19 protein-coding genes and 1 pseudogene are annotated in these 20,457 nt (G+C 59.5%); 6 read left to right on the top strand and 14 right to left on the bottom strand.

All coding sequences use genetic code 11. The features are described 5' to 3' along the window. Positions 1-36: 36 nt before the first annotated feature. Positions 37-849 carry a hypothetical protein gene (locus KGB14_RS04175; RefSeq protein ID WP_223484219.1) on the bottom strand — a complete coding sequence of 271 codons (813 nt, stop codon included), beginning with the start codon at positions 847-849 and terminating at the stop codon, positions 37-39. A 227-nt stretch (positions 850-1,076) separates the two neighbouring features. On the opposite strand from KGB14_RS04175, the gene KGB14_RS04170 reads away from it, so the two are divergent. The 5 genes from KGB14_RS04170 (at position 1,077) to KGB14_RS04150 (ending at position 6,441) form a co-directional block, all read left to right on the top strand. Next, positions 1,077-2,102 (top strand): LacI family DNA-binding transcriptional regulator, encoded by a 1,026-nt coding sequence (locus KGB14_RS04170; protein WP_317851010.1) that lies wholly within the window; start codon positions 1,077-1,079, stop codon positions 2,100-2,102. 167 nt (positions 2,103-2,269) lie between these two features. Next, complete coding sequence (locus KGB14_RS04165) at positions 2,270-3,052, top strand: sugar phosphate isomerase/epimerase family protein (RefSeq protein WP_223484218.1); 783 nt, start codon at positions 2,270-2,272, stop codon at positions 3,050-3,052. Continuing rightward, positions 3,045-4,064, top strand: coding sequence for a sugar kinase (locus tag KGB14_RS04160; RefSeq protein WP_223484217.1), 1,020 nt, complete (start codon positions 3,045-3,047; stop codon positions 4,062-4,064). Before KGB14_RS04165 ends, KGB14_RS04160 begins: the two co-directional genes overlap by 8 nt. Positions 4,065-4,143: 79 nt before the next feature. Further along, positions 4,144-5,442, top strand: coding sequence for an MFS transporter (locus tag KGB14_RS04155; protein ID WP_223484216.1), 1,299 nt, complete (start codon positions 4,144-4,146; stop codon positions 5,440-5,442). A gap of 21 nt (positions 5,443-5,463) precedes the next feature. After that, complete coding sequence (locus tag KGB14_RS04150; RefSeq protein ID WP_223484312.1) at positions 5,464-6,441, top strand: 2-hydroxyacid dehydrogenase; 978 nt, start codon at positions 5,464-5,466, stop codon at positions 6,439-6,441. A 173-nt stretch (positions 6,442-6,614) separates the two neighbouring features. Here the strand turns inward: KGB14_RS04150 and KGB14_RS04145 are convergent. From KGB14_RS04145 to KGB14_RS04095, 11 genes and pseudogenes are all read right to left on the bottom strand, one after another. Next, positions 6,615-7,290, bottom strand: a pseudogene (locus KGB14_RS04145) (methionine adenosyltransferase). Positions 7,291-7,394: 104 nt separating this feature from the next. Then, complete coding sequence (locus KGB14_RS04140) at positions 7,395-8,279, bottom strand: ribose-phosphate diphosphokinase (protein WP_223484215.1); 885 nt, start codon at positions 8,277-8,279, stop codon at positions 7,395-7,397. Further along, positions 8,276-9,793 (bottom strand): thymidine phosphorylase family protein, encoded by a 1,518-nt coding sequence (locus tag KGB14_RS04135; protein ID WP_223484214.1) that lies wholly within the window; start codon positions 9,791-9,793, stop codon positions 8,276-8,278. Before KGB14_RS04135 ends, KGB14_RS04140 begins: the two co-directional genes overlap by 4 nt. A 126-nt stretch (positions 9,794-9,919) precedes the next feature. Beyond that, complete coding sequence (locus KGB14_RS28525; RefSeq protein WP_223484213.1) at positions 9,920-10,255, bottom strand: DUF2933 domain-containing protein; 336 nt, start codon at positions 10,253-10,255, stop codon at positions 9,920-9,922. Then, complete coding sequence (locus KGB14_RS04125; protein WP_223484212.1) at positions 10,252-10,470, bottom strand: hypothetical protein; 219 nt, start codon at positions 10,468-10,470, stop codon at positions 10,252-10,254. The genes KGB14_RS28525 and KGB14_RS04125 overlap by 4 nt, the downstream gene beginning before the upstream one ends. After that, positions 10,467-12,650, bottom strand: coding sequence for a heavy metal translocating P-type ATPase (locus KGB14_RS04120; RefSeq protein ID WP_223484211.1), 2,184 nt, complete (start codon positions 12,648-12,650; stop codon positions 10,467-10,469). Before KGB14_RS04120 ends, KGB14_RS04125 begins: the two co-directional genes overlap by 4 nt. Positions 12,651-12,675: 25 nt before the next feature. Then, a complete protein-coding gene (locus KGB14_RS04115) occupies positions 12,676-12,945 on the bottom strand; it encodes a DUF5676 family membrane protein (RefSeq protein ID WP_223484210.1) in 270 nt (89 codons plus the stop codon). Further along, the gene (locus KGB14_RS04110) at positions 12,942-13,628 is read right to left on the bottom strand and encodes a methyltransferase family protein (RefSeq protein WP_223484209.1); all 687 of its coding nucleotides are present in this window, start codon (positions 13,626-13,628) and stop codon (positions 12,942-12,944) included. Before KGB14_RS04110 ends, KGB14_RS04115 begins: the two co-directional genes overlap by 4 nt. 118 nt (positions 13,629-13,746) lie before the next feature. After that, complete coding sequence (locus KGB14_RS04105) at positions 13,747-14,154, bottom strand: hypothetical protein (RefSeq protein WP_223484208.1); 408 nt, start codon at positions 14,152-14,154, stop codon at positions 13,747-13,749. 106 nt (positions 14,155-14,260) lie between these two features. After that, positions 14,261-14,659, bottom strand: coding sequence for a hypothetical protein (locus tag KGB14_RS04100; protein ID WP_223484207.1), 399 nt, complete (start codon positions 14,657-14,659; stop codon positions 14,261-14,263). Between the two features lie 320 nt (positions 14,660-14,979). Next, a complete protein-coding gene (locus KGB14_RS04095) occupies positions 14,980-16,167 on the bottom strand; it encodes a pyridoxal phosphate-dependent aminotransferase (RefSeq protein ID WP_223484206.1) in 1,188 nt (395 codons plus the stop codon). A 213-nt stretch (positions 16,168-16,380) separates the two neighbouring features. Here KGB14_RS04095 and KGB14_RS04090 point away from each other — a divergent pair, with 213 nt between their 5' ends. Next, positions 16,381-17,157, top strand: a complete 777-nt coding sequence (locus tag KGB14_RS04090; RefSeq protein WP_223484205.1) for a hypothetical protein — start codon at positions 16,381-16,383, stop codon at positions 17,155-17,157. Positions 17,158-17,175: 18 nt separating this feature from the next. Here KGB14_RS04090 and KGB14_RS04085 read toward each other — a convergent pair whose 3' ends face one another. After that, the gene (locus KGB14_RS04085) at positions 17,176-18,801 is read right to left on the bottom strand and encodes a methyl-accepting chemotaxis protein (RefSeq protein WP_223484204.1); all 1,626 of its coding nucleotides are present in this window, start codon (positions 18,799-18,801) and stop codon (positions 17,176-17,178) included. 331 nt (positions 18,802-19,132) lie between these two features. After that, complete coding sequence (locus KGB14_RS04080; protein WP_223484203.1) at positions 19,133-20,275, bottom strand: glycerate kinase; 1,143 nt, start codon at positions 20,273-20,275, stop codon at positions 19,133-19,135. Positions 20,276-20,457: the final 182 nt, after the last annotated feature.

Here is a 20,457-nt window from a genome sequence, read left to right as displayed (position 1 = left end):
CACACTCTTCTGTACAACACCAATCTCCATGCTTCCTCAAGGCCCGCAGGCAAGGTCTTTACCATCTTCACCAGGTATAATCCTGTCTATCTTTACCACTGCAACCTTTGACTCCCCTACAAGTTTCATACCGCGATATACCTTATACCCAACGGTGGCGGAGGCGTTGTCCACCATTGGTTTTATATGAGGGTCGTAAGGTTCGATAACCAAGGAGTATCCTTCGCGGACATCCTGGTCGGTCAAGTTTGGGCGAATAACGTTTTTTCGAGTTCCGCTGATCTCAGGGCCACTGCCGTTAAGGCTTGAATAACCTTTCCAGAGCACCTCGCAACGATCGCCAACATTAAATCCCGATAGTGCCGGAATCTTGATTGTGACACCGTCCCATAACGGAGGGTCAGTGTCGCAATTTAGATAACCTTCTTTATTAGCATGAGGAAACTCGGCTTCCTTAAGGTCGCTGGGAATAGGCGTATGATCAATAGTCAGTTTTCGAGGAAATGAAAAAGAAGGATTATCGGCAGAGTCAAGAAGGTCATACCATAACTCGCCCACACCATTATTCTGCAGATACTCCGGGACGATATGAATAATGAATTCGGATTTCATATCCTCAGGCAAGTAAGTATTTTCGATTTTTACCGGTTCTTGCCCTGGCTGTTCAAAACGGACTGTCAGAATATCTCTTTCACCTGGATCCTTCGCTGGTTCGGGCCACAAAGGAACTACCACATCAATTCCCGTGCGCAACAACTCAAGCGGAATATGCCCCTCTGGATCAACATCAGGATCTGCCACCCCGTTGACTTTCGGCGCATTGAATGTCAGTGGTCCAGTGGCCGCCATATCGTAACTCCTTCACCTGTTCGCGGAATTGTTCTTTGTTGTTGTAATAAATTAAGCGCTGACTTAACTGTCTTGACTACTGTCATATCTGACAGGTAAAGCTACCGTTCGTCGGCTTTTCCCTAGGCTTTGAGGCTTCACTGGCTTGACGCGTTCTCGTTAATGGTGTCTTCTGAAACCGGTTTCAAAGCCAGCCTGCACAAACTCCAATAACAAGGTTAAACACCGTGAACGACTTCTCCGCCGCCCAACGTAGCCGCGTGACCATGCTCGACGTCGCCGAACACGCGGGCGTCTCCAAGGCCAGCGTCTCGCGCTTCATCGGCGATGACCGCGCCCTGCTCTCCGATGCCATTGCCTTGCGTATCGAGCAGGCGATCAGCGAGTTGGGCTATCGCCCGAACCAAATGGCCCGTGGCCTGAAACGTGGGCGCACGCGCCTGATCGGCATGCTGGTGGCCGATATCCGTAACCCTTATTCGATTGCCGTGATGCACGGGGTGGAAACCGCCTGCCGTCAGCACGGCTACAGCCTGGTGGTGTGCAACACCGATCGCGATGACGAGCAGGAACGTCAGCACCTGGCGCTGCTGCGCTCATACAACATCGAAGGCTTGATCGTGAACACCCTCGGCCATCACCGCGATGAGTTGCGTGAGTTGCACCGGGAAATGCCCATGGTGTTGGTGGATCGCAAGGTCGATCAGCTCGAGAGCGATCTGGTGGGGCTGGATAATCCGACCGCCGTCGAGATGGCCGTTGCGCACCTTGAAGAATGCGGTTATCGCGATGTGCTGATGGTCACCGAGCCTTATGACGGCACCAGTTCGCGGATCGAGCGGGTCAGCAGTTTCAAGGCGCAGATCGGGCAACGTCCGGCGCTCTCGGGCGCGGTGGTTGAAACCGGCGGCGATCTGACCGCCCGCGTGAACACCTTTTTGCAAACCCCGGGTCCCGGGCCGAAAGCGCTGTTCTGTGCCAACGGTATTGCTGCGTTGGCCAGTACTCATTCGTTGCGTGAGTTGAAGTGCAAGCTGTTTGAGGATGTCGGACTGATCGCTTTGGATGATCTGGATTGGTACCCGCTGGTGGGCAGCGGAATTACCGCCCTCGCCCAGCCAACGGCGGAGATTGGCGCGAGTGCGTTTGAATGTTTGCTCAAGCGACTGCGTGGCGATGACGGGCCGGTGCGGACGCTGGATTTTTCGGCGCGGCTGATTGTTCGGGGGTCGACCCTGGGGAATCTTCGGTGAATGTTCGGGCCTCTTCGCGGGCAAGCCTCACTCCTACAGGTTTTGTGAACGCCATAGACCCCTGTAGGGGCGAGGCTTGCCCGCGAAGAGGCCCTGACAACCACCACATAACTCAACATCACTATTTTTTTGACCAAAAATGAAACCGGTTTCAGAGGTGCATAACAATGAACAAACCACCCGTTTCCATCAGCCTGTCCAGCTACGGCGCGGACCTTGTCCGTCAACGCGGCCAAGGCAGTTTTGTCGAGGTGCTGGCCGCGGCCCATGCCACGCACATCGAATGGCGCGAAGAGCTGCTGACCCTCGAAAACCCCGCGCAACTGACTGAAGCCACGCAATCCCGGGGCCTCGACAGTGTGTATTCCTCACCGATGGAATTGTGGCTGGCCGGACACTCGACACCCAATCCTGAACTGCTATCAACCCTGAAGCGCGCCGAGGCGTTCGGCGCCAAATGGTTGAAAGTCTCCTTGGGTTATTTCACCGACAACAATGATCTGCAAACACTGGCGCTTGCGTTACAACAGAGCCCGGTGCAACTGCTGGTGGAAAACGACCAGACCTTGCACGGCGGCCGAATCGAACCCTTCCAGCGTTTCTTCGCCGAAGTCGAGCAGCACCACCTGCCGATCAAAATGACTTTCGATATCGGCAACTGGCAATGGCAGGACCAGTCCGCCGCCAGCGCCGCGCGGCTGCTCGGTCGGCACGTCGGTTATGTGCACTGCAAAGCGGTAGCGCGCCGGGCCGACGGCAAACTGGTGGCGGTGCCGCCCGCCGCCACTGATCTGCATCTGTGGGAGCAACTGCTGCGACACATGCCCCAGGGCGTGATGCGTGCGGCGGAGTATCCGCTGCAGGGCGATGACCTGGTGCAGCTGACCACTGAGCATGTCGCCACCCTCTCCCGCCTTGGCCTGTCCCATCTGGAGCCTGCTCATGTCTGAGATCGATATTCTGTCGTTCGGTGAAACCATGGCGATGTTCGTCGCCGAGCAGAACGGTGAGCTGGCCGACGTCGACCACTTCCACAAGCGCATTGCCGGGGCTGACAGCAACGTTGCCATCGGTCTGTCACGGCTGGGTTTTAACGTCGCCTGGCTGAGCCGGGTGGGTGCGGATTCTCTTGGCAGGTTCGTCATCGATACGCTGGAGAAAGAAGGCCTGGACTGCAGCCACGTCGACATCGACCCCGCGCACCCCACCGGGTTTCAACTCAAGTCTCGCACTGACGATGGCAGCGACCCGGTTGTCGAGTATTTCCGCCGTGGCTCGGCGGCCAGTCATTTGTCGGTGCGGTCCATTGCTCCGCCATTGCTCACGGCTCGGCACTTGCACGCCACGGGCATTCCACCGGCGCTGTCTGCCTCGGCCCGGGAAATGTCGTTCGAGCTGATGACTCGCATGCGTTCTGCCGGGCACAGCGTGTCGTTCGACCCAAACCTGCGCCCAAGCCTGTGGGCCAGCGAGCAACAGATGATCACCGAGATCAATCGCCTCGCCGCCCTCGCCCATTGGGTGCTGCCGGGTTTGAGCGAAGGGCGTTTGCTGACCGGGTTCGAAGACCCCGCCGACATCGCTGCGTTTTATCTCGGCCAGGGCGCTGAAGTCGTGGCGATCAAACTTGGGCCGCGCGGTGCGTATTACCGCACCCATCTGGACGAAGGTTTCGTTGCAGGCGTGCCCGTGGAAACAGTGGTCGATACGGTCGGGGCCGGTGACGGGTTCGCTGTCGGCCTGATCAGCGCCCTGCTGGAAAACTACAGCGTTGCCCAAGCGGTGCAGCGTGCCAACTGGATCGGTAGCCGCGCGGTGCAGAGCCGTGGGGATATGGAGGGGTTGCCCGATCGGGCTGAGATGTATGCCGAATTCGGGGCCCCCAATCGCGAGCAGGCTGGCTCCCACATTAAATCGGGTTCAAACACAGATCCCCTGTGGGAGCCAGCCTGCTCGCGATGAGGCCATAACAATCACCGCAAAAAATTGATTCAGACCCGTTACCTGCTGCGACAAAAACAACAAGCTCAGGAGCATCACTATGAAAACCGCGACACTGGCCACCCGCCGCTGGTGGTACATCATGCCCATCGTGTTCATCACCTACAGCCTGGCGTATCTGGACCGCGCCAACTATGGGTTCGCCGCCGCCTCCGGCATGGCCAAGGACCTGATGATCACGCCGGGGCTGTCTTCCCTGCTCGGCGCACTGTTCTTCCTTGGTTATTTTTTCTTCCAGATCCCGGGAGCGATCTACGCCCAGAAACACAGCGTGAAGAAACTGATTTTCGTCAGCCTGATCCTCTGGGGCGGGCTGGCGACCTTGACCGGGATCGTCTCCAACGCCTACTGGCTGATCGTGATTCGCTTCATGCTCGGCGTGGTCGAAGCCGCCGTGATGCCGGCGATGCTGGTGTACCTGTGCCATTGGTTCACCCGTGCCGAACGCTCGCGTGCCAACACCTTCCTGATCCTCGGCAACCCCGTGACCATGCTCTGGATGTCGGTGGTGTCGGGTTACCTGATCCAGCATTTCAACTGGCGCTGGATGTTCATCATCGAGGGTTTGCCGGCGGTGCTGTGGGCGTTTATCTGGTGGCGGCTGGCCGATGATCGTCCGGCTCAGGCCACGTGGCTCAATGACCAGGAAAAGCAGGACCTGGAAAGCGCCCTGGCCGCCGAACAGGTCGGCATCAAAGCGGTGAAAAACTACGCCGAAGCCTTCCGCTCGCCGAAAGTGATCATCCTTGCCTTGCAGTTTTTCTGCTGGAGCATCGGCGTCTACGGTTTCGTGCTGTGGCTGCCATCGATCCTCAAGGCCGGTGCACAGATGGACATGATCGAAGCCGGTTGGCTGTCGGCGTTGCCCTACCTGGCGGCGGTGATCGGCATGCTGCTGGTGTCCTGGGGCTCGGACAAACTGCAAAAGCGCAAACGCTTCGTCTGGCCGCCGCTGCTGATCGCGTCGATTGCGTTCTATGGCTCCTACGCTTTGGGCGCGGAGCATTTCTGGTGGTCCTACACCCTGCTGGTGATTGCCGGCGCCTGCATGTACGCCCCGTACGGGCCGTTTTTCGCCATCGTCCCGGAAATCCTCCCGGCCAACGTGGCCGGTGGCGCCATGGCGTTGATCAACAGCATGGGCGCGCTCGGTTCGTTTGGCGGCTCTTATCTGGTCGGTTACCTGAACAGCTCCACCGGATCGCCCGGTGCCTCTTATCTGCTGATGAGCGGGGCCTTGATGCTGTCGGTGGTGCTGACGATTTTCCTCAAGCCTGGCGCCAGTGACCGGGTCGTGGCCAAGGCCGTTGTGCAACGGCCGAGCGCTGCTCATTCCTGAATTGAAGTTGAGATAACGATGATGAAAAAACAGGTCGTGCTGTACAAGAAACTCTCGCCGTTGCTAATGGCTCGCCTGCACGAGCAGACCGAAGTGACGCTGATCGACAGCCTCGACGCCGAGGGCCTGGCGCAGTTGCGTCAGGCCCTGCCCCGCGCCCACGGGCTGCTCGGTGCCAGTCTGAAGCTGGATGCCGGCTTATTGGATCTGGCGCCCAACCTGGAAGCCATTGCCAGCGTCTCCGTCGGCGTCGACAACTACGACATTGATTACCTGACCGAACGGCGAATCCTGCTCAGTAACACGCCCGATGTATTGACCGAAACCACCGCCGACACCGGTTTCGCGTTGATCCTGGCCACCGCCCGGCGAGTGGTGGAACTGGCCAACATGGTTCGCGCTGGCCAGTGGAACCGCAACATCGGCCCGGCGCATTTCGGCAGCGATGTGCACGGTAAAACGCTGGGCATCATCGGCATGGGGCGGATCGGCGAAGCCTTGGCGCAACGTGGGCACTTTGGTTTCGGCATGCCGGTTCTGTATCACAGTCATTCGCCAAAACCGGCGGTGGAGCAGCGATTCAATGCGCAATACCGCAGCTTGTCGCAGCTGTTGCAGCAGGCCGATTTCGTTTGCCTGACCTTGCCGCTCACCGCTGAAACCGAAGGGTTGATCGGCGCTAAACAGCTCGCCCGGATGCGCCCCGAGACGATCTTCATCAACATCTCTCGGGGCAAGGTGGTGGACGAAGCGGCGCTGATCGAAGCATTACAGCAGAACCGGATTCGCGCGGCGGGGCTGGATGTGTTCGAGCGTGAGCCGCTGGGACATGACTCGCCGTTGTTGCAGTTGAACAACGTGGTGGCGACGCCGCATATCGGCTCGGCGACGCATGAGACGCGGGAGGCGATGGCGACGTGTGCGGTGGAGAATCTGTTGGCGGCGCTGGCTGGGGAGCGGCCGGCGAATCTGGTGAATGCCGGCGCTTGGCGGGTTTAAGAAATTTAGCGTTTGTCAGTCAGCCATCGCGGGCAAGCCCGCTCCCACAGGGTTTTGTGAACGCCACAAATCCCTGCAGGAGCGATGCTTGCCCGCGAACAGGTCATCAAATTCAGCATAAATCGATCAGGCCTTTTTATCAGAAGGCAGGTAGATCGCCGCGCACCAAACACTCAATGGTACGCTCGATGTCGGATATTGATGGCCAGATCACAGGGAAACGCCAGGGACGCGATTAGATGCTCCGTAATTGCCTGCTTGACCGCGAAATATTCTGCCGCATGGTGAATCTGCCGATCGATGAGCGCCAATGCAACGGTGAATGTCATCCTGTCGCCAACCCGCGCGCCCATGATCTTGTAGTCGTCGCCCGCTGCCGGAAACCGCGCTTGGAACGCGGCCGAGTGCAATAGCGCCCCCAGTTGCAGCACTTGTTTTTCGAGGGGCGAGTATGGCGAGAAACCAATGCCGAAGGAGGTGTCGTTGGCCAAGGCGTGGGACATCCCGCGCCCGAAAGCCTGCTGCAGATTGGGGCTGCCGCTGCGTACCGCACATTCGATTTCGAACAACGCCGGATCGCAGCGCAGGTTTTCGGACAGATAGCGGTGTGCAGCGCTCCGCACCAATTCGGCCAGCCCGGCGTTCGGCAAGGGACTGGCTCGACCACACAGAATCAGGCGCATCGGCGTCAACGCCTGTCCACCGCCAAAGCGCGGCTGGCTCTCGCCGCCGATCAACAAGGCCTTGTCGACGTTGTAGCAGGTAGGCATGGTTGAGGGCCAGCGACACGGCTTCCGCGACACCATTGCACAGGCTGTCCGGATGACCGATGCCCTTGTGTTCGCACATCTCGACTTCGCTCATTCGGTGCAAGCGTTTGCAGGCAGTGATCACGAACCGGGTCGCGTCGGTCATGTGCCCTCCCGCGTCACCTTTCGATTATCCATTTAAAGTCATGGAGCAAGCTCCTCGATGGCTTGTCCAACCAGCTCGGACAGATCGATGGTGTTGCTGGCGTGCGAAATGCTATTGCTAGTGAACGCCTGAATGCCGGCCGCTTGCAGATCACGTTCGGCGTGTTCTGCATAGACTCCATGTACCGCCAAGGCCACCGGTGGGCGCATGCCTGCTCGTTGCAGATGACCGGCGGTTTCGAGCAGGGTACGCCCCGTCGAGATGATGTCGTCGATCAGCACCGGAGTGTGTTCACGCCAACGCTCGATATCGGGCACGGAGACCGAGACCTCCCGATCGCCGAGCCGCACTTTCTGCAGCACGATGAATGGCGCTTTCGCCAGCCGGGCGACCTCCGACACCCATTGCTCACTTTCGCTGTCGGGACCGATCAACAATGGCCGGGGGATCTCGCTGGCGACCCAGGCTGCCAAGGCCGGCGCGGCCTGTACGACTCGATGCGGTACCGGGTATAGAGTGCCCAGATCATGGATGCGGTGCAGATGCGGATCCACCGTCACTAACCAGTCGATGTGCGGAGCCAACAAGGCAGCGAACAGGCTTGCGCTGACGGCCTCTCCCGGATGAAAACGCTGATCTTGGCGCATATAGGCCAAGTAGGGAGCAACCAGGCCCACGGAACGGGCACCCAACTCACGCAGGGTTTCCATGAGGAAGCACAGCGGTATGAACAAGTTGTCCGGGCGGCGCAGGCTGCACAAAACCACCGCGTCGCGGTCCTGCACGTCGCTTAACACACGCACGTAGCTTTCCTCGTCGGGAAACTGCCGCAGTTGGCAGGCGGCGGGTTGCAGCCGCGCACGGGCCGCGAGCCCGGTCTGTAAGGCCAGGTTACCATCGAGACAAAACAGCAGGGGATTCATGGCGCGTCCTCCTCGATGAAGAAGAGTTCCGGGTGCTGCTGCGCATACTCCAACGCATAGGCCAGTTCGCCCGGGCTTTCGGCATGCACGGTATAGAGCGGCTGATCGGCCTCGACCCGTTGTCCGAGCGCCGTACCGAGTACCAGCCCGGCTGCGGGGGCCGCCGGCGCCCCAGCCAATTTGCCGATGCGCGACAGTACGCGGTTGTCGATGCGGCACACACGGCCGTCGCGGCTGGCCAAAACCGGGTGCCGATAGCGCGCCTGCGGCGGCTCGCGCAGCCCGCCTTGGGCGTTCGCGATGGCCTGGAATTTCCGCCAGGCGCTGCCACTCGCCAAGGTTGCGGCGGCGAGCGTATAGCCACGGCCGGTCGGCACCTTGCCGGCCATTTCCAGCAACAGGCCGGCAAGGTCGAGGGCACGCTCACGCAAGTCCTGTGGCGCCTGCGCATCGCCGCGCAGCACCGCCAGCACATCGCGTGCTTCCAGTGCCGGGCCAATACCCAGCCCCACTGAGCCATCGCCGTTCGAGACATGTGTCTGGACGTTGAGGCCAAGCAGGCTGCCGACTTCGGCCAACAACGTTTGCAGTTGGATCGCCGCTGGCATATCGCGTACTTTCGCGGTAGCGCCGACGGGGATGTCGATCAATACATGACTCGCACCGGCCGCCAGTTTCTTCGACAATACCGAGGCTACCAACTGGCCCTGGCTGTCCAGGTCCAGGGCTCGTTCGACCCGGATCAGGACATCATCGGTCGGGCTCAGCTGCACGGCCCCGCCCCAGACGACGCAACCGCCCTCTTGCTCCACGACCCTGCGCATCGTTGGCAAATCGAGATCTACCGGGGCCAGGGTCTCCATGGCGTCGGCCGTGCCCGCTGGCGAGGTAATCGCTCGCGAGGAAGTCTTGGGTATGCACAGGCCGTTGGCCGCGACTATGGCCACTACAATGGGAGTGGTCCGATTCCCCGGCAGCCCACCGACGCAGTGCTTGTCCAGAATCAGCGGTCGGTCCCAGTGCAGACGCTCGCCGGCGTCAACCATGGCTTCGGTCAGATAGCGGATTTCGGTGAACGACATTTGGTTGCCGGCGCAGCCGGTCAGAAAGGCCGCCAGCTCCACGTCGCTGAATCGGCCGGCATCGATGTCATTCACGATCGTAGTCAGCGCCTCCCGCGACAGCGCACTTCCATGGATCTTCCCGCGCACGGCGCTCATCGACTCTACCGGCGCCGGGTGATGCACAGCAACGCTTTCGCCCTCCTGCGCACCGAGCAGCCGCCAGGCCGACTCCGATAGCCCAACCTCACCGCCACCTATCCACCGTCCATCCACCACCATCAGCGTCGCGATCACGTGACGCGTGCCTTTGATCAGTTCGATGCGTGACAAGGCGGAGAAACCTTCCGAGCGGCAGACATGGCAATCGCGCGGCATGAACGCCACTGGTTGTTGGTGGGTATCAATGCCGAGCCGGCGGACGCGTAATTCAAGAACACTGTGTGTCGGCATAATCACGCTCCCTTCGGCGGCTTGCCGAGGCAAGTCGATTCACTGATGAAGGCACTGTCCCGGAATTTATTCGCCGTACGGGTGCCCTCACCGCTCGCTGCCAGTATGCGGTATACGGCACGGCCCTCATGCCGGGCGGTCTGGGCGTTGCGTCACGTCGTTCAGCTGCCTGCCTGGTTCGGGCGCATGGCCAGCGTGATCGTCGCGGTGCTGGTGGCCGCAGCCGCCACTGTGCGCGTCATGCTCACCGCGATCAACCTGTTCGTGTCCGCCATGCCCCACGTGTCCATGATGCATAAACAGATGCATCAGCGGACAGGCCAGCAACAGCAGGAATGGCAAGTAGGGAACGACGTGGGCCCGGTGCTCGGTCAACAGGAAGTATGCGGCAATGGCAAGGAAGCCGAGGAAGAACCAGTTGACACGGCCGGCGCTGCGAATGGGAACGTAATGGGGTTTCATGGCAGGTTCTTCCTTTGCAGTTTGCGACGGGCCTCGGCCATGTCCTTATCAAATTGACGGACACCGCGAAAAAGTTGCACCCCGACCAAGACCGGGCACAGCAGGAAAATCGCTGCTATAGCCAACGATTTGCCAGTCAGCCCCAACAGATAAACCACCGTTGTAATGCCCACGATACTCACCAGGAGGCAGATAATTAAAACTTCGCGGTTCATGATTTAGGCTCCTGACTCAAGCCGATACGGGCACGTTTCAGCGTCGCGGAATTGGCGATTACCGACAGGGAGCTGAGTGCCATCGCGGCGGCAGCGATGATGGGATTAAGCAGTCCGAAGGCCGCGATTGGAATGCCGATACTGTTGTAGATGAATGCCCAGAACAGGTTTTGTTTGATCTTGACCATCGTTGCGCGCGACAGCTTGATCGCGGTGACCACGTCGCGTACATCGTTCTTGAGCAGGATAATGCCGCCGGTTTCCTTGGCTACATCGGAACCCGAGCCAATGGCGATGCCGATGTCAGCGGTGGCCAGGGCAGGTGCATCGTTGACACCATCGCCAACCATGGCCACGACCTGCCCTTCGCTTTGCAATTGACGGATCACTGCGACCTTGTCGTCCGGCAAGACCTCGGCAATCACTCGTTCAATGCCGACCTGTCGCGCGACCGCTTCGGCAGTACGGTGGTTGTCGCCGCTCAGTAGCACGACCTTGATGCCGCTTGCCTGCAATGCCGCAACGGCTTCAGCCGCTTCAGGTTTAATCGTATCGGCCACCGCAATCACCCCAACCAAACGGTCGTCGACACCGATCAGCATGGCGGTCTTGCCATCGGCTTCCAGGCGGATGAGGTGCTCTTCGGCAGCCTCGGTCGCAATGCCTTGGCGAGCGAACAAACGCCGGTTGCCCAGCCAGACTTTGCGACTGTCGACAGTGCCTTCGATGCCGTGACCGGCGATCCCGTTGATGCCGGTCGCTTTCGGCAGGCTGATGTCGCGATGCCGGGCGGCGCGCACTATCGCTGCCCCAAGTGGATGTTCTGAACCGGACTCCACGGCGGCGGCAAGCATCAAGACCTCGTTTTCCAACGCTGTGCCCAGCGAAATCACATCGGTTACATCGGGTTCGCCTCGGGTAATGGTGCCGGTCTTGTCGAACACCACCGTACTCAGTTTTTCTGCCCGTTCCAGTACTTCGCCGCCGCGGATAAGGATGCCGTTATCAGCCCCCTTGCCGACACCGACCATTAACGCCGCGGGCGTCGCCACGCCCAGTGCACAAGGGCAGGAAATGATGAGAACCGCGATAAAGGCCAACAGTCCCTGCGGAAAACTCCCCGCAAGAGACCAGCCGACCAGGGCCAACAGCGCGACTGCCACCACTGCAGGCACGAAATAGCCAGTGACCTGATCGGCCAAGCGCTGGATCTGTGCGGTGCTGCCCTGTGCCTCCTCGACCATCTTGATGATCTGCGCCAGTGCGGTATCGGCACCGATCCTGCTCGCTTTGAAAGTGAGCACACCACTGCCATTGAGCGTACCTCCGATCACCGGACTGCCCGGGTGTTTGTCGACCGGCATCGACTCGCCCGTCAGCATGGACTCATCTACCGTTGACTGACCTTCACTGACATCGCCATCGGTGGGGATTTTTTCGCCAGGCTTGACTACCAGGAACTCGCCGGCCATGACGTTTTCAGCGGGCAAGTCGACCTCCTCCCCATCACGAATCACATGCGCGATCGCCGGTTTGAGATCAAGTAAGCGCCGGACTGCGGCCGAAGACTTTTTCTTGATGATCTCCTCCATGTACCTACCCAGCAGTACGAAGGCGATGATCACCGCCGACACTTCGAAATAGACGTCGCGCTCGGCCACCTTGACCGGCAGGACGTCCGGGAAGAACAGCACCGCGACACTGTAGAAATAGGCGACCGACGTGCCGAGGGCGATCAGGAAATCCATGTTGATGTTACGGGTGCGAATGGCGTTCCACGCTCCCTTGTAGAAACTCCAGCCACCGATGAACTGCACCGGAGTGACCAACAGGAAAAGCCATATTCCCCACGTGAACCAAGGGAGCGCCGGGATCGGCACCCAAGTCAGTAGCGTGGCACCGGCGGCCAGCGCGATGAAGGCGCCCGCACGCAGAAGCGCCAGGGCCAGTACACCGGTGAGGGCGATAGTCACGCGGGTTTTCATCGCCTTCAGTTCTCTTTCTGGCGATTCGAAGGTGCGCAGGCAGGTGTCGCTGCAAAAGTAATAGCTGCGCCCGCCACGTTCCCGTGACAACGCTGTGCTCTTATCGACCATCATTCCGCAGATCGGATCTTTCGCCATTTTCCCTGATGCAAACGCTGGCTGGTGCTGGCTGTGCTGCATGTGTGATTCATTCATCACTGTCTCCTGCCTGAAGCGGCTATCAAGACTTGCCACGGAGCTTGCCGGACAGCCAGGCAAACAAGGTGCCGACCATCGCGCCCCATACACTCAAGACCAGCAGTGGCCCGACGAAAGTCGCCACACTGTAGTCTTGGGAAGCTTGAAGGCGACCAAAGTCGAGTCCATGGAACAAAGCGCTGAGAAAAGCGACACCTTGCGCCGGCCATAGCGCATAGAGCAGCGCACAAACGGTGTAGGAAATAGCCATGGTCAGGGCCAGAGAAATGCCAGTTTTCCAGGGAGCGTTCATGATTGTTTTCCTGAACTCGGAGGGGCGTCAGTAGGAGTGTTGGGACTGTGGGGGGTCGACCAGGGCAGGAACGCCGGAGTCTGTTCGCAGTAAGCGCGGTAGGCGTCGCCGAAGTGCGCGAGCATCTCCTGTTCTTCCCGCTTCGCCAGCTTGGCGTAGACCAACAGGAGGATTGGAAACATCACCAAGGTGATCAATGTCGGCCACTGCAACAGAAAGCCAAACATGATCAGCACGAAGCCAACGTACTGCGGGTGACGGATCCGCGCATAGGGCCCGTCGAGCGCTAGTTGCCCAGTACCTTGGGCGTTATAGAGCACACGCCAGGCGGCCGCTAATAACCAGAAGCCGCCGGCGATCAGCAGGTTGCTGATAATGTGGAATGGACCCCAGTGCGGATTGACCTTCCAGCCCAGAACCGTTTCGAGCAAATGCCCTGCGTCGTGCGAGAGGAAGTCGATGCCAGGGAAGTTACGAGTGAGCCAGGGCATCAACAGGTAGATCGTCAGCGGGAAACCGTACATCTCGGTAAACAGAGCCACCAGGAACGCCGAGAACATACCAAAGGAACGCCAATCGCGGCTCGTCTTAGGCCGGGTGAAGCTGAAGGCGAACAAGATAAACACCAATGAGTTGATGATGACCAGCGACCAGAGACCGTAGGCCGATTCGGTATGGTTCATGGTGGGTACTCCTCTTTGCCCGGTGTTTTTGCTGTTCGCCTTTTGCTGATGGTCGTCGTGGTGCATAACAGGTGCACACGTGGGCAGGTTGCCAAGTGCAGGCAGCGCTACTGCACATTTACTTGTTCATTGGCATTTCCATCATCGACGACTGCTGTTCCATCATCTGCATCATCATGCCCATCATGCCTTTGCCTGCGCTGTCCTTGGCTCCAGACATGCCCATACAACCCATTGCACTCTGCTCCTTGCTCATCATGGCCATGCTGTCCTTCATCACTTTCATGCCTTCTTGCATGGCGGCCTGGCGTTCAACAGGCGTTTTAGCCGCTGCCGCTTTGTCATGTGCTGCCTGCATTTTCTGCATTTGCTCGGTCATGGCTTTTGTCATGGCTGTCGATGCGGGAGCTGTGTTCTCGGCTGAGTCAACCGGCACGTCGGCTGGGTGATGTGCGTCCTCGGCAGAGGCAATGAGTGCGCTGCTAGCCAAGATGGCAGCTAGAACGAATTTAGAATGCATTTGCATGGTGAAGTCCTGAGATTGTGAGGGGGACAAGCAGGAATAACCGAGCCGCAAAAAAGCGACGCAGCAGGACAGAGCAATCAGTGCTCTGCCACTCTGAGGCAGGGGGTTAATCGTTGAAACGTACGAAAGTCAGGCGGGCTGGGACTTCCGGCGGTGCGGGGCGTTTCAGTACAAGAGTGGCGAAGGAGGATTTTTTCGCGGGGTCAAGCACCATCATTATTACTGCCGTAGTTAACAGCAAAAGGACGGCCCAGTTGGTGGAATCTAATGCTTGAGTCTGCGATGCAGGTTTTATCGCCGTGGCAGTGTCCTCACAGTTTTGAAGGCAACCACTGGTGTGGAGGGCATGACCATCCACACCATACTGCTCGACATTGTGTGATGCGGCTATATTGTGATTCGGTTGCACCAGACAACCGTGGATTGCCATCACGGCCACAGCTAACACCCACACCGTGAGGATAAGGTGCAATAGGCTTCGACGGTGACGGCGGAACCAGTACATGAAGCACAACCTCGACTTATTACGTCGTATTGATTTTCAGTCTAGCTAGCAAAGCAATGGAGAGGTTGATCAAAATCAAATTAATGGATGACTCGATCGAAGTCGGCCTCGATGTCCATGACAAGACGCTGGGCACGTGCAGTGGAGCATCTGTTGAATACCAGGGCGTGGAAGGCTGAGGACGTTCGGCGTCTGTGAGTCAGTCTTCGCGGGCAAGCCTCGCTCCTACGGTATTGGTGTCATGCGCGCGGCATGTGATCGACACTAAACCCGGAGCGAGGCTTGCCCGCGAAGGGCGCATCAAATTCAGCACAAATCCATCAGGCCCGCCGCTCCTGCAGCAAATCCACCGCACACAAGGCAATCCGCCGGCACGCATCCGCCAGCCTCTTCTGATCCACCACCAAGCCAATGCGAATATGCCCCGCCGCACTCGGCCCGAAGGCTTCACCGGCCAGCACCGAGACGCCGTAACCTTCCAGCAGCCGCTCGGCAAAACCTTGTGCGCCAAGGCCGGTCTGGCGCACATCGACCATCACGAACATCCCGCCATCGGGCTTGATCGGCCGAATGCCCGGGCAACCGCTCAAGCTCGCGCACACCAAGTCGCGACGCTGGCGATATTCCTCGCGCATCAGCGCCACTTCCGGCAAGTCTTTATCGAGTGCCACCTGCGCGGCGTTCTGGACGAAATCCGGAATCCCGAACAGCATGCACAACGACAGATGCATCACGTGGTCGGCCAGCGCTTTGGGGCCGATCATCCAACCCACTCGCCAGCCGGTCATGGCATGGGATTTGGACAGACTGTTGACGGTCGCCGTGCGCTCGGCCATGCCGGGCAGGCTGGCCGGGCTGATGTGTTCGCCTTCAAATAACAAATCGCTGTAGACCTCATCGCTGATCAGCCAAAGGTCATGTCTCACGCACAACGCAGCCAACGCCTGCCAACTTTTCAACGACAGACTGGCACCGGAAGGATTATTCGGGCTATTGAGCAGAATGGCCCGGGTTTTAGGGGTGATCAGCGCCGCGACATCCACCGGTTCGACCCGAAAGCCGTTCTCCGGACGCACGGCCACCGGCACCACGCGAGCCCCGCAGGCACCGAACACCCCTTCATAAGTGACGTACATCGGCTCGGCGACGATCACTTCGTCGCCTGGATCGAGCAGGCATTGGGCAACCGAATACACCGCGCACTGCGCACCGGGCAGCACGATCACATGGTCGGCGTCCACCTCCTGACCGCTGCGCCGCTGATGACGGCGGGCGATGCTGCTGCGCAGTGTGTGGGAGCCGCGTACATCCGAGTAATGGGTGTCGCCGGCCAGCAGGCTGTCGATGGCGGCGTGAATGATTGGCATCGGGGTGTCGAAATCCGGATCGCCGATCGACAGCAGCAGCACGTCGATGCCCTGCTCGCGCAATTCCAGCGCTCGATCATGAATCTTCCAGGCTGCGGCTCCGTCACCAGCGATTCGTTGGGTCAAGGCTGAATAGCGCATGTACTTCTCCTGACGCGCGAGTTCCAGATTCAACCCTATCTCAAATCACGGAACATTCCAGTGGTGGTCAAGTGGGTCTTTTTTCAACGCAGTGATCAAACCTGCCTTTAGTACCTATCAGATCTGTCAGTAGCGCCATTACATGTCGGATTGTTTAATCGGGATCACCCACTGTGGGTTGTCATTACGACGCTCTTATCGAGGATATCTGAAATGAACAAATTACCGGCGTTTCGCATCGTCGATGCACTCAGTAGTTACCCATCCGAAGGTATTCCGTTTTATCCGCAAAAAAACCTGTTGCCGGACCTGGCCACACAGTGCGATCTGCGTCTGCAAATTGATCAACCCTGGGCCGAGTCTGCGGTTCATGGTCGCATAGACACTGTCCTGCTCTCGTTGACCACCCCTGACGGAACAAGGAAACGAGTGAAAACCGTCAAACTGGCGGGTCCGATTACCTTTCCGCTCATCCTGACGCTGGGCAAACAGCATCTTGTGGAAGGCGAAAGCATCATTGAGTTCAAGGTGCGCAGACACGACGGAGTGACTTTTACGTCTGAACCCGCCACGTTCACGATCGATAAACGCATTCCCTTGAACGGTGCGACACCACTCAAGCCCGTTATCGACGACGAGCTGACTTACGAAGATGGCGTCACACCCGAGTATCTGAAACACCATTGCGACATGGTGAAAGTCACCATCGAGCCGTACTCCGACCAAGCGGCCGGAGACACGATTACTGTCCATTGCGGTGGCGTGGATGCCCCGCCGGTGGCTGTGGGCGTGGTGCGTTCCTCTGATGCTGCCACCGTGGTGGCGATTCCGGGCTACGTCTTTACCACGATCGACGATGGCACCCACCTTATGTACCACCGAATCGGCAGTCGAGCCGGGATTCAAACGGTTAACTCCAAGGGGACGATCATTCGTATTGATCTGATCGCGAACGACAGCCAAAAAAAACCAATCCCCCGCTCGGCATAGCCATGCAAGAGCGAAAGGCTAGATGACAAACCGCGCCACCATCGCATTCAAATCAACCGCCAGTCGCGACAGTTCGTGGGTGGCGGCGCTGGTCTGGTTGGCACCGGCGGCGGACTGGGTGGCCAGGTCGCGGATGTTCACCAGGTTGCGGTCGACTTCACGGGACACCTGAGCCTGTTCTTCCGAGGCGCTGGCGATCACCAGGTTGCGTTCGTTGATCAGTTGAATCGACTGGGTGATCTGCTCCAGGGCGATACCCGCCGCGCGAGCCATCTCCAGGGTGCTTTGGGTGCGCTGATTACTTTGTTGCATCGATGAGACCGCTTCGCCGGTGCCGTTCTGGATGCCGGCGACCATTTTCTCGATTTCCTGGGTCGACTGCGCTGTGCGATGGGCCAGCGCCCGGACTTCGTCCGCCACCACCGCAAAGCCCCGTCCGGCCTCCCCGGCACGGGCGGCTTCGATCGCGGCATTGAGGGCCAGCAGGTTGGTCTGCTCGGCGATGGCGCGGATCACGTCCAGCACTTTGCCGATGTCGCGGCCCTGAGCGGCCAGGCCCTCGATCATCAACGCGGTGTTTTGCACATCGTGGGTCATGGTCTGGATCGCGTCGACGGTTTCCACCACCCGGTCACGACCTTGGCGGGCGGCCTGAGTCGACTGGTTCGACGCTTCGGAGGTCGATACCGCATTGCGCGCCACTTCTTCCACGGCGGCGGTCATTTCGTTAACGGCGGTGGCCGCCTGTTCGATTTCGTTGTTCTGTTGTTGCAAGCCACGGGATGCTTCTTGGGTTACGGTGCTGAGTTCTTCAGCCGCCGCGCCCAGTTGCGTCGCGGAGCCGGCGATCTGTTCGATGGTTTTGCGCAAGTTGGTTTGCATGGTGGCCAACGCGCTGAGCAGACGCGCCGGTTCGTCGTTGCCGTCGACTTCGATGACCTTGCTCAGGTTGCCGCTGGCAATGGTTTCGGCCGCGAGTACCGCACGGTTCAACGGTGTGACGATGCTGCGGGTCAGCAGCCAGGCCAACAGCACGGTCAGCAGCGAAGCCATTACCGCCACCGTCACGATGCCGGTAAAGGCTTCGCTGTAGTGCTCGCCCGCCTTGGCCGAGGCGGCTTTGGCATCGGCGGTGTTGATCGCCACCAGTTTGTTCAACTGCTCGCCCATCTGATCAGTACCGTCCTTGATCCGCGTGTTGATCAGGGTGCGCATCTCATCGATTTTGTCCTGTCGCGACAGGTCCAGCATCTGGCTCTGGGCCTGCAGGTAGTTGTCGAGGGTTGTCGAGAAGGTTTTGTACAGCGCCGCCTCTTCAGGGCCGGCCGGCAAAGCGGCATAACTGGCTTGGGCGCTGCGCACCTTGTCGATGAGCACGCCGATACGGGTCTGGGCTTCCTGCAACGCCGCCGGATCCCGGTTGACCAGCACGCGGAACGAGAGAATCCGCAGCCGCAAAACGTTTTCCGTCACGTTGCCCAGAAACCCGATGCTGGGTAACTGCGTCATTTCCATATCGACAGAGGCCTGACGGATGATCGTCATGCGGTTCACGGCAAACACCCCCAGCACGATGACCAGCAAGGCAATGAAGGCGAAACCCAGGAAAGCTCGAGGCGCGATATTCAGATTACGCAGTGACATAGGATGATCTCGGTAATTGAGGCGACGAGCATCCTTGCCGTAATCACTGTCGGGCGGGCGATGGCGCGCACCGTTCAGTTTGGCGCCACTGTTGTAATAGGTTTGTGTGCGCCTATACGTTGTATCGGCCGGGGTTCAGGTTTTTTGCAGGGGTTGGAGAAATATTTTTCGAGGGAGGCAGACGTGTTTCAGTGGTGAAACACTCACCCGTCAAGACGCGGAATTTGTGGGAGCGAGCCTGCTCTCGATGACGGCGGCACCTTCAGCACCAATGTCATCTGACCCGCCGCTATCGCGAGCAGGCTCGCTCCCACAAGGGCCGCGGTGTTTATTAGGCCTTGCGCGCCGCCGCCCGCCACACCCGCGCAATATCCCTGGCACGATCGCGCAACAAACGCGGTGCCTCGGCGCAGGCCTGCTCCAGCGTCATCGGCCCGCTCGCCAACGCGAATGCCGCATCGATGCCATGCTCGTACAAGGCCTGATAGCCTTCGCCCAAGGTGCCGGCGATGACAATGACCGGCACGCCGTGTTGCCGCGCAATGCGTGCCACGCCAAACGGGGTTTTGCCGCGCAACGTCTGCGCATCGAAACGCCCCTCGCCCGTGATCACCAGGTCGGCACCGTTGACCGCCTCGGCCAACCCCACCAGTTCGGCAACCACTTCCACCCCGGCCTGGAATTGCGCGCCCAGAAACGCCTTCGCGGCAAACCCCAGTCCGCCAGCCGCGCCGCTGCCCGGTTCGTCGCGCACGTCTTTGTCCAAGGCTTGCGCGCAGAGCTCGGCAAAGTGCCCGAGGGCCTGGTCCAGTTGCTCGACTTGCTCGGGTGTCGCGCCTTTCTGCGGGCCGAAAATCGCTGAGGCTCCGTGAGGACCGCACAGCGGATTATTAACGTCGGCGGCGATGTCGAAACGCACCTTGGCCAGACGCGGATCGATGTCGCTCAGATCGAGGCGGGCCAATTGCGCCAGGGCCAGACCGCCGGGCACCAGGGTTTGGTCCTGAGCGTCCAGCAGTTTCACCCCCAAGGCTTGCATCGCCCCGGCGCCGCCGTCGTTGGTGGCGCTGCCGCCAATCGCCAGAATCACCCGTTGCGCGCCGGCATCCAGCGCGGCGCGGATCAATTCACCGGTGCCGTAGGTGCTGCTGGTGCACGCATCGCGCAGGTTCAGCGGAACCAATTGCAGGCCACTGGCCTCGGCCATTTCGATGATCGCGGTGTGATTCTGTGGCAACCAGCCCCACGCGGCATCGACCGTGGCGCCCAGCGGCCCGCGAACGTGGGTACGGCGCAGTTCGCCGTCGCACGCGGCCAGAATCGATTCGACCGTACCTTCCCCGCCGTCAGCCATCGGGCACTTGAGCAAGTGTGCGTCTGGCCAGACTTCGGCCAACCCCAGCGCAATGGCCTCGGCCACACCTTGGGCACTCAGGCTGTCTTTGAACGAATCGGGGGCGATGACGATTTTCATGCGAATTCTCCAGTTCCAATGCGTCCATGCTGCCAGCCGCCATGAACAATAACGCCGGTCCGCTGCACAAGCGGCCAAGAGGATTATTGTTCATTTCCACAAAACCCACTGCCTACACACATTCTCAACGTAGGAGCTGCCGAAGGCTGCGATCTTTTGATCTTGATCTTCAGTGAGCCCGA

This window comes from Pseudomonas sp. A-RE-19, assembly GCF_019956555.1.
Taxonomy (GTDB): Bacteria; Pseudomonadota; Gammaproteobacteria; order Pseudomonadales; family Pseudomonadaceae; genus Aquipseudomonas.
The sequence above is the reverse complement of the archived record's forward strand: the minus strand, read 5'-3'. Positions and strand labels throughout refer to the sequence as shown.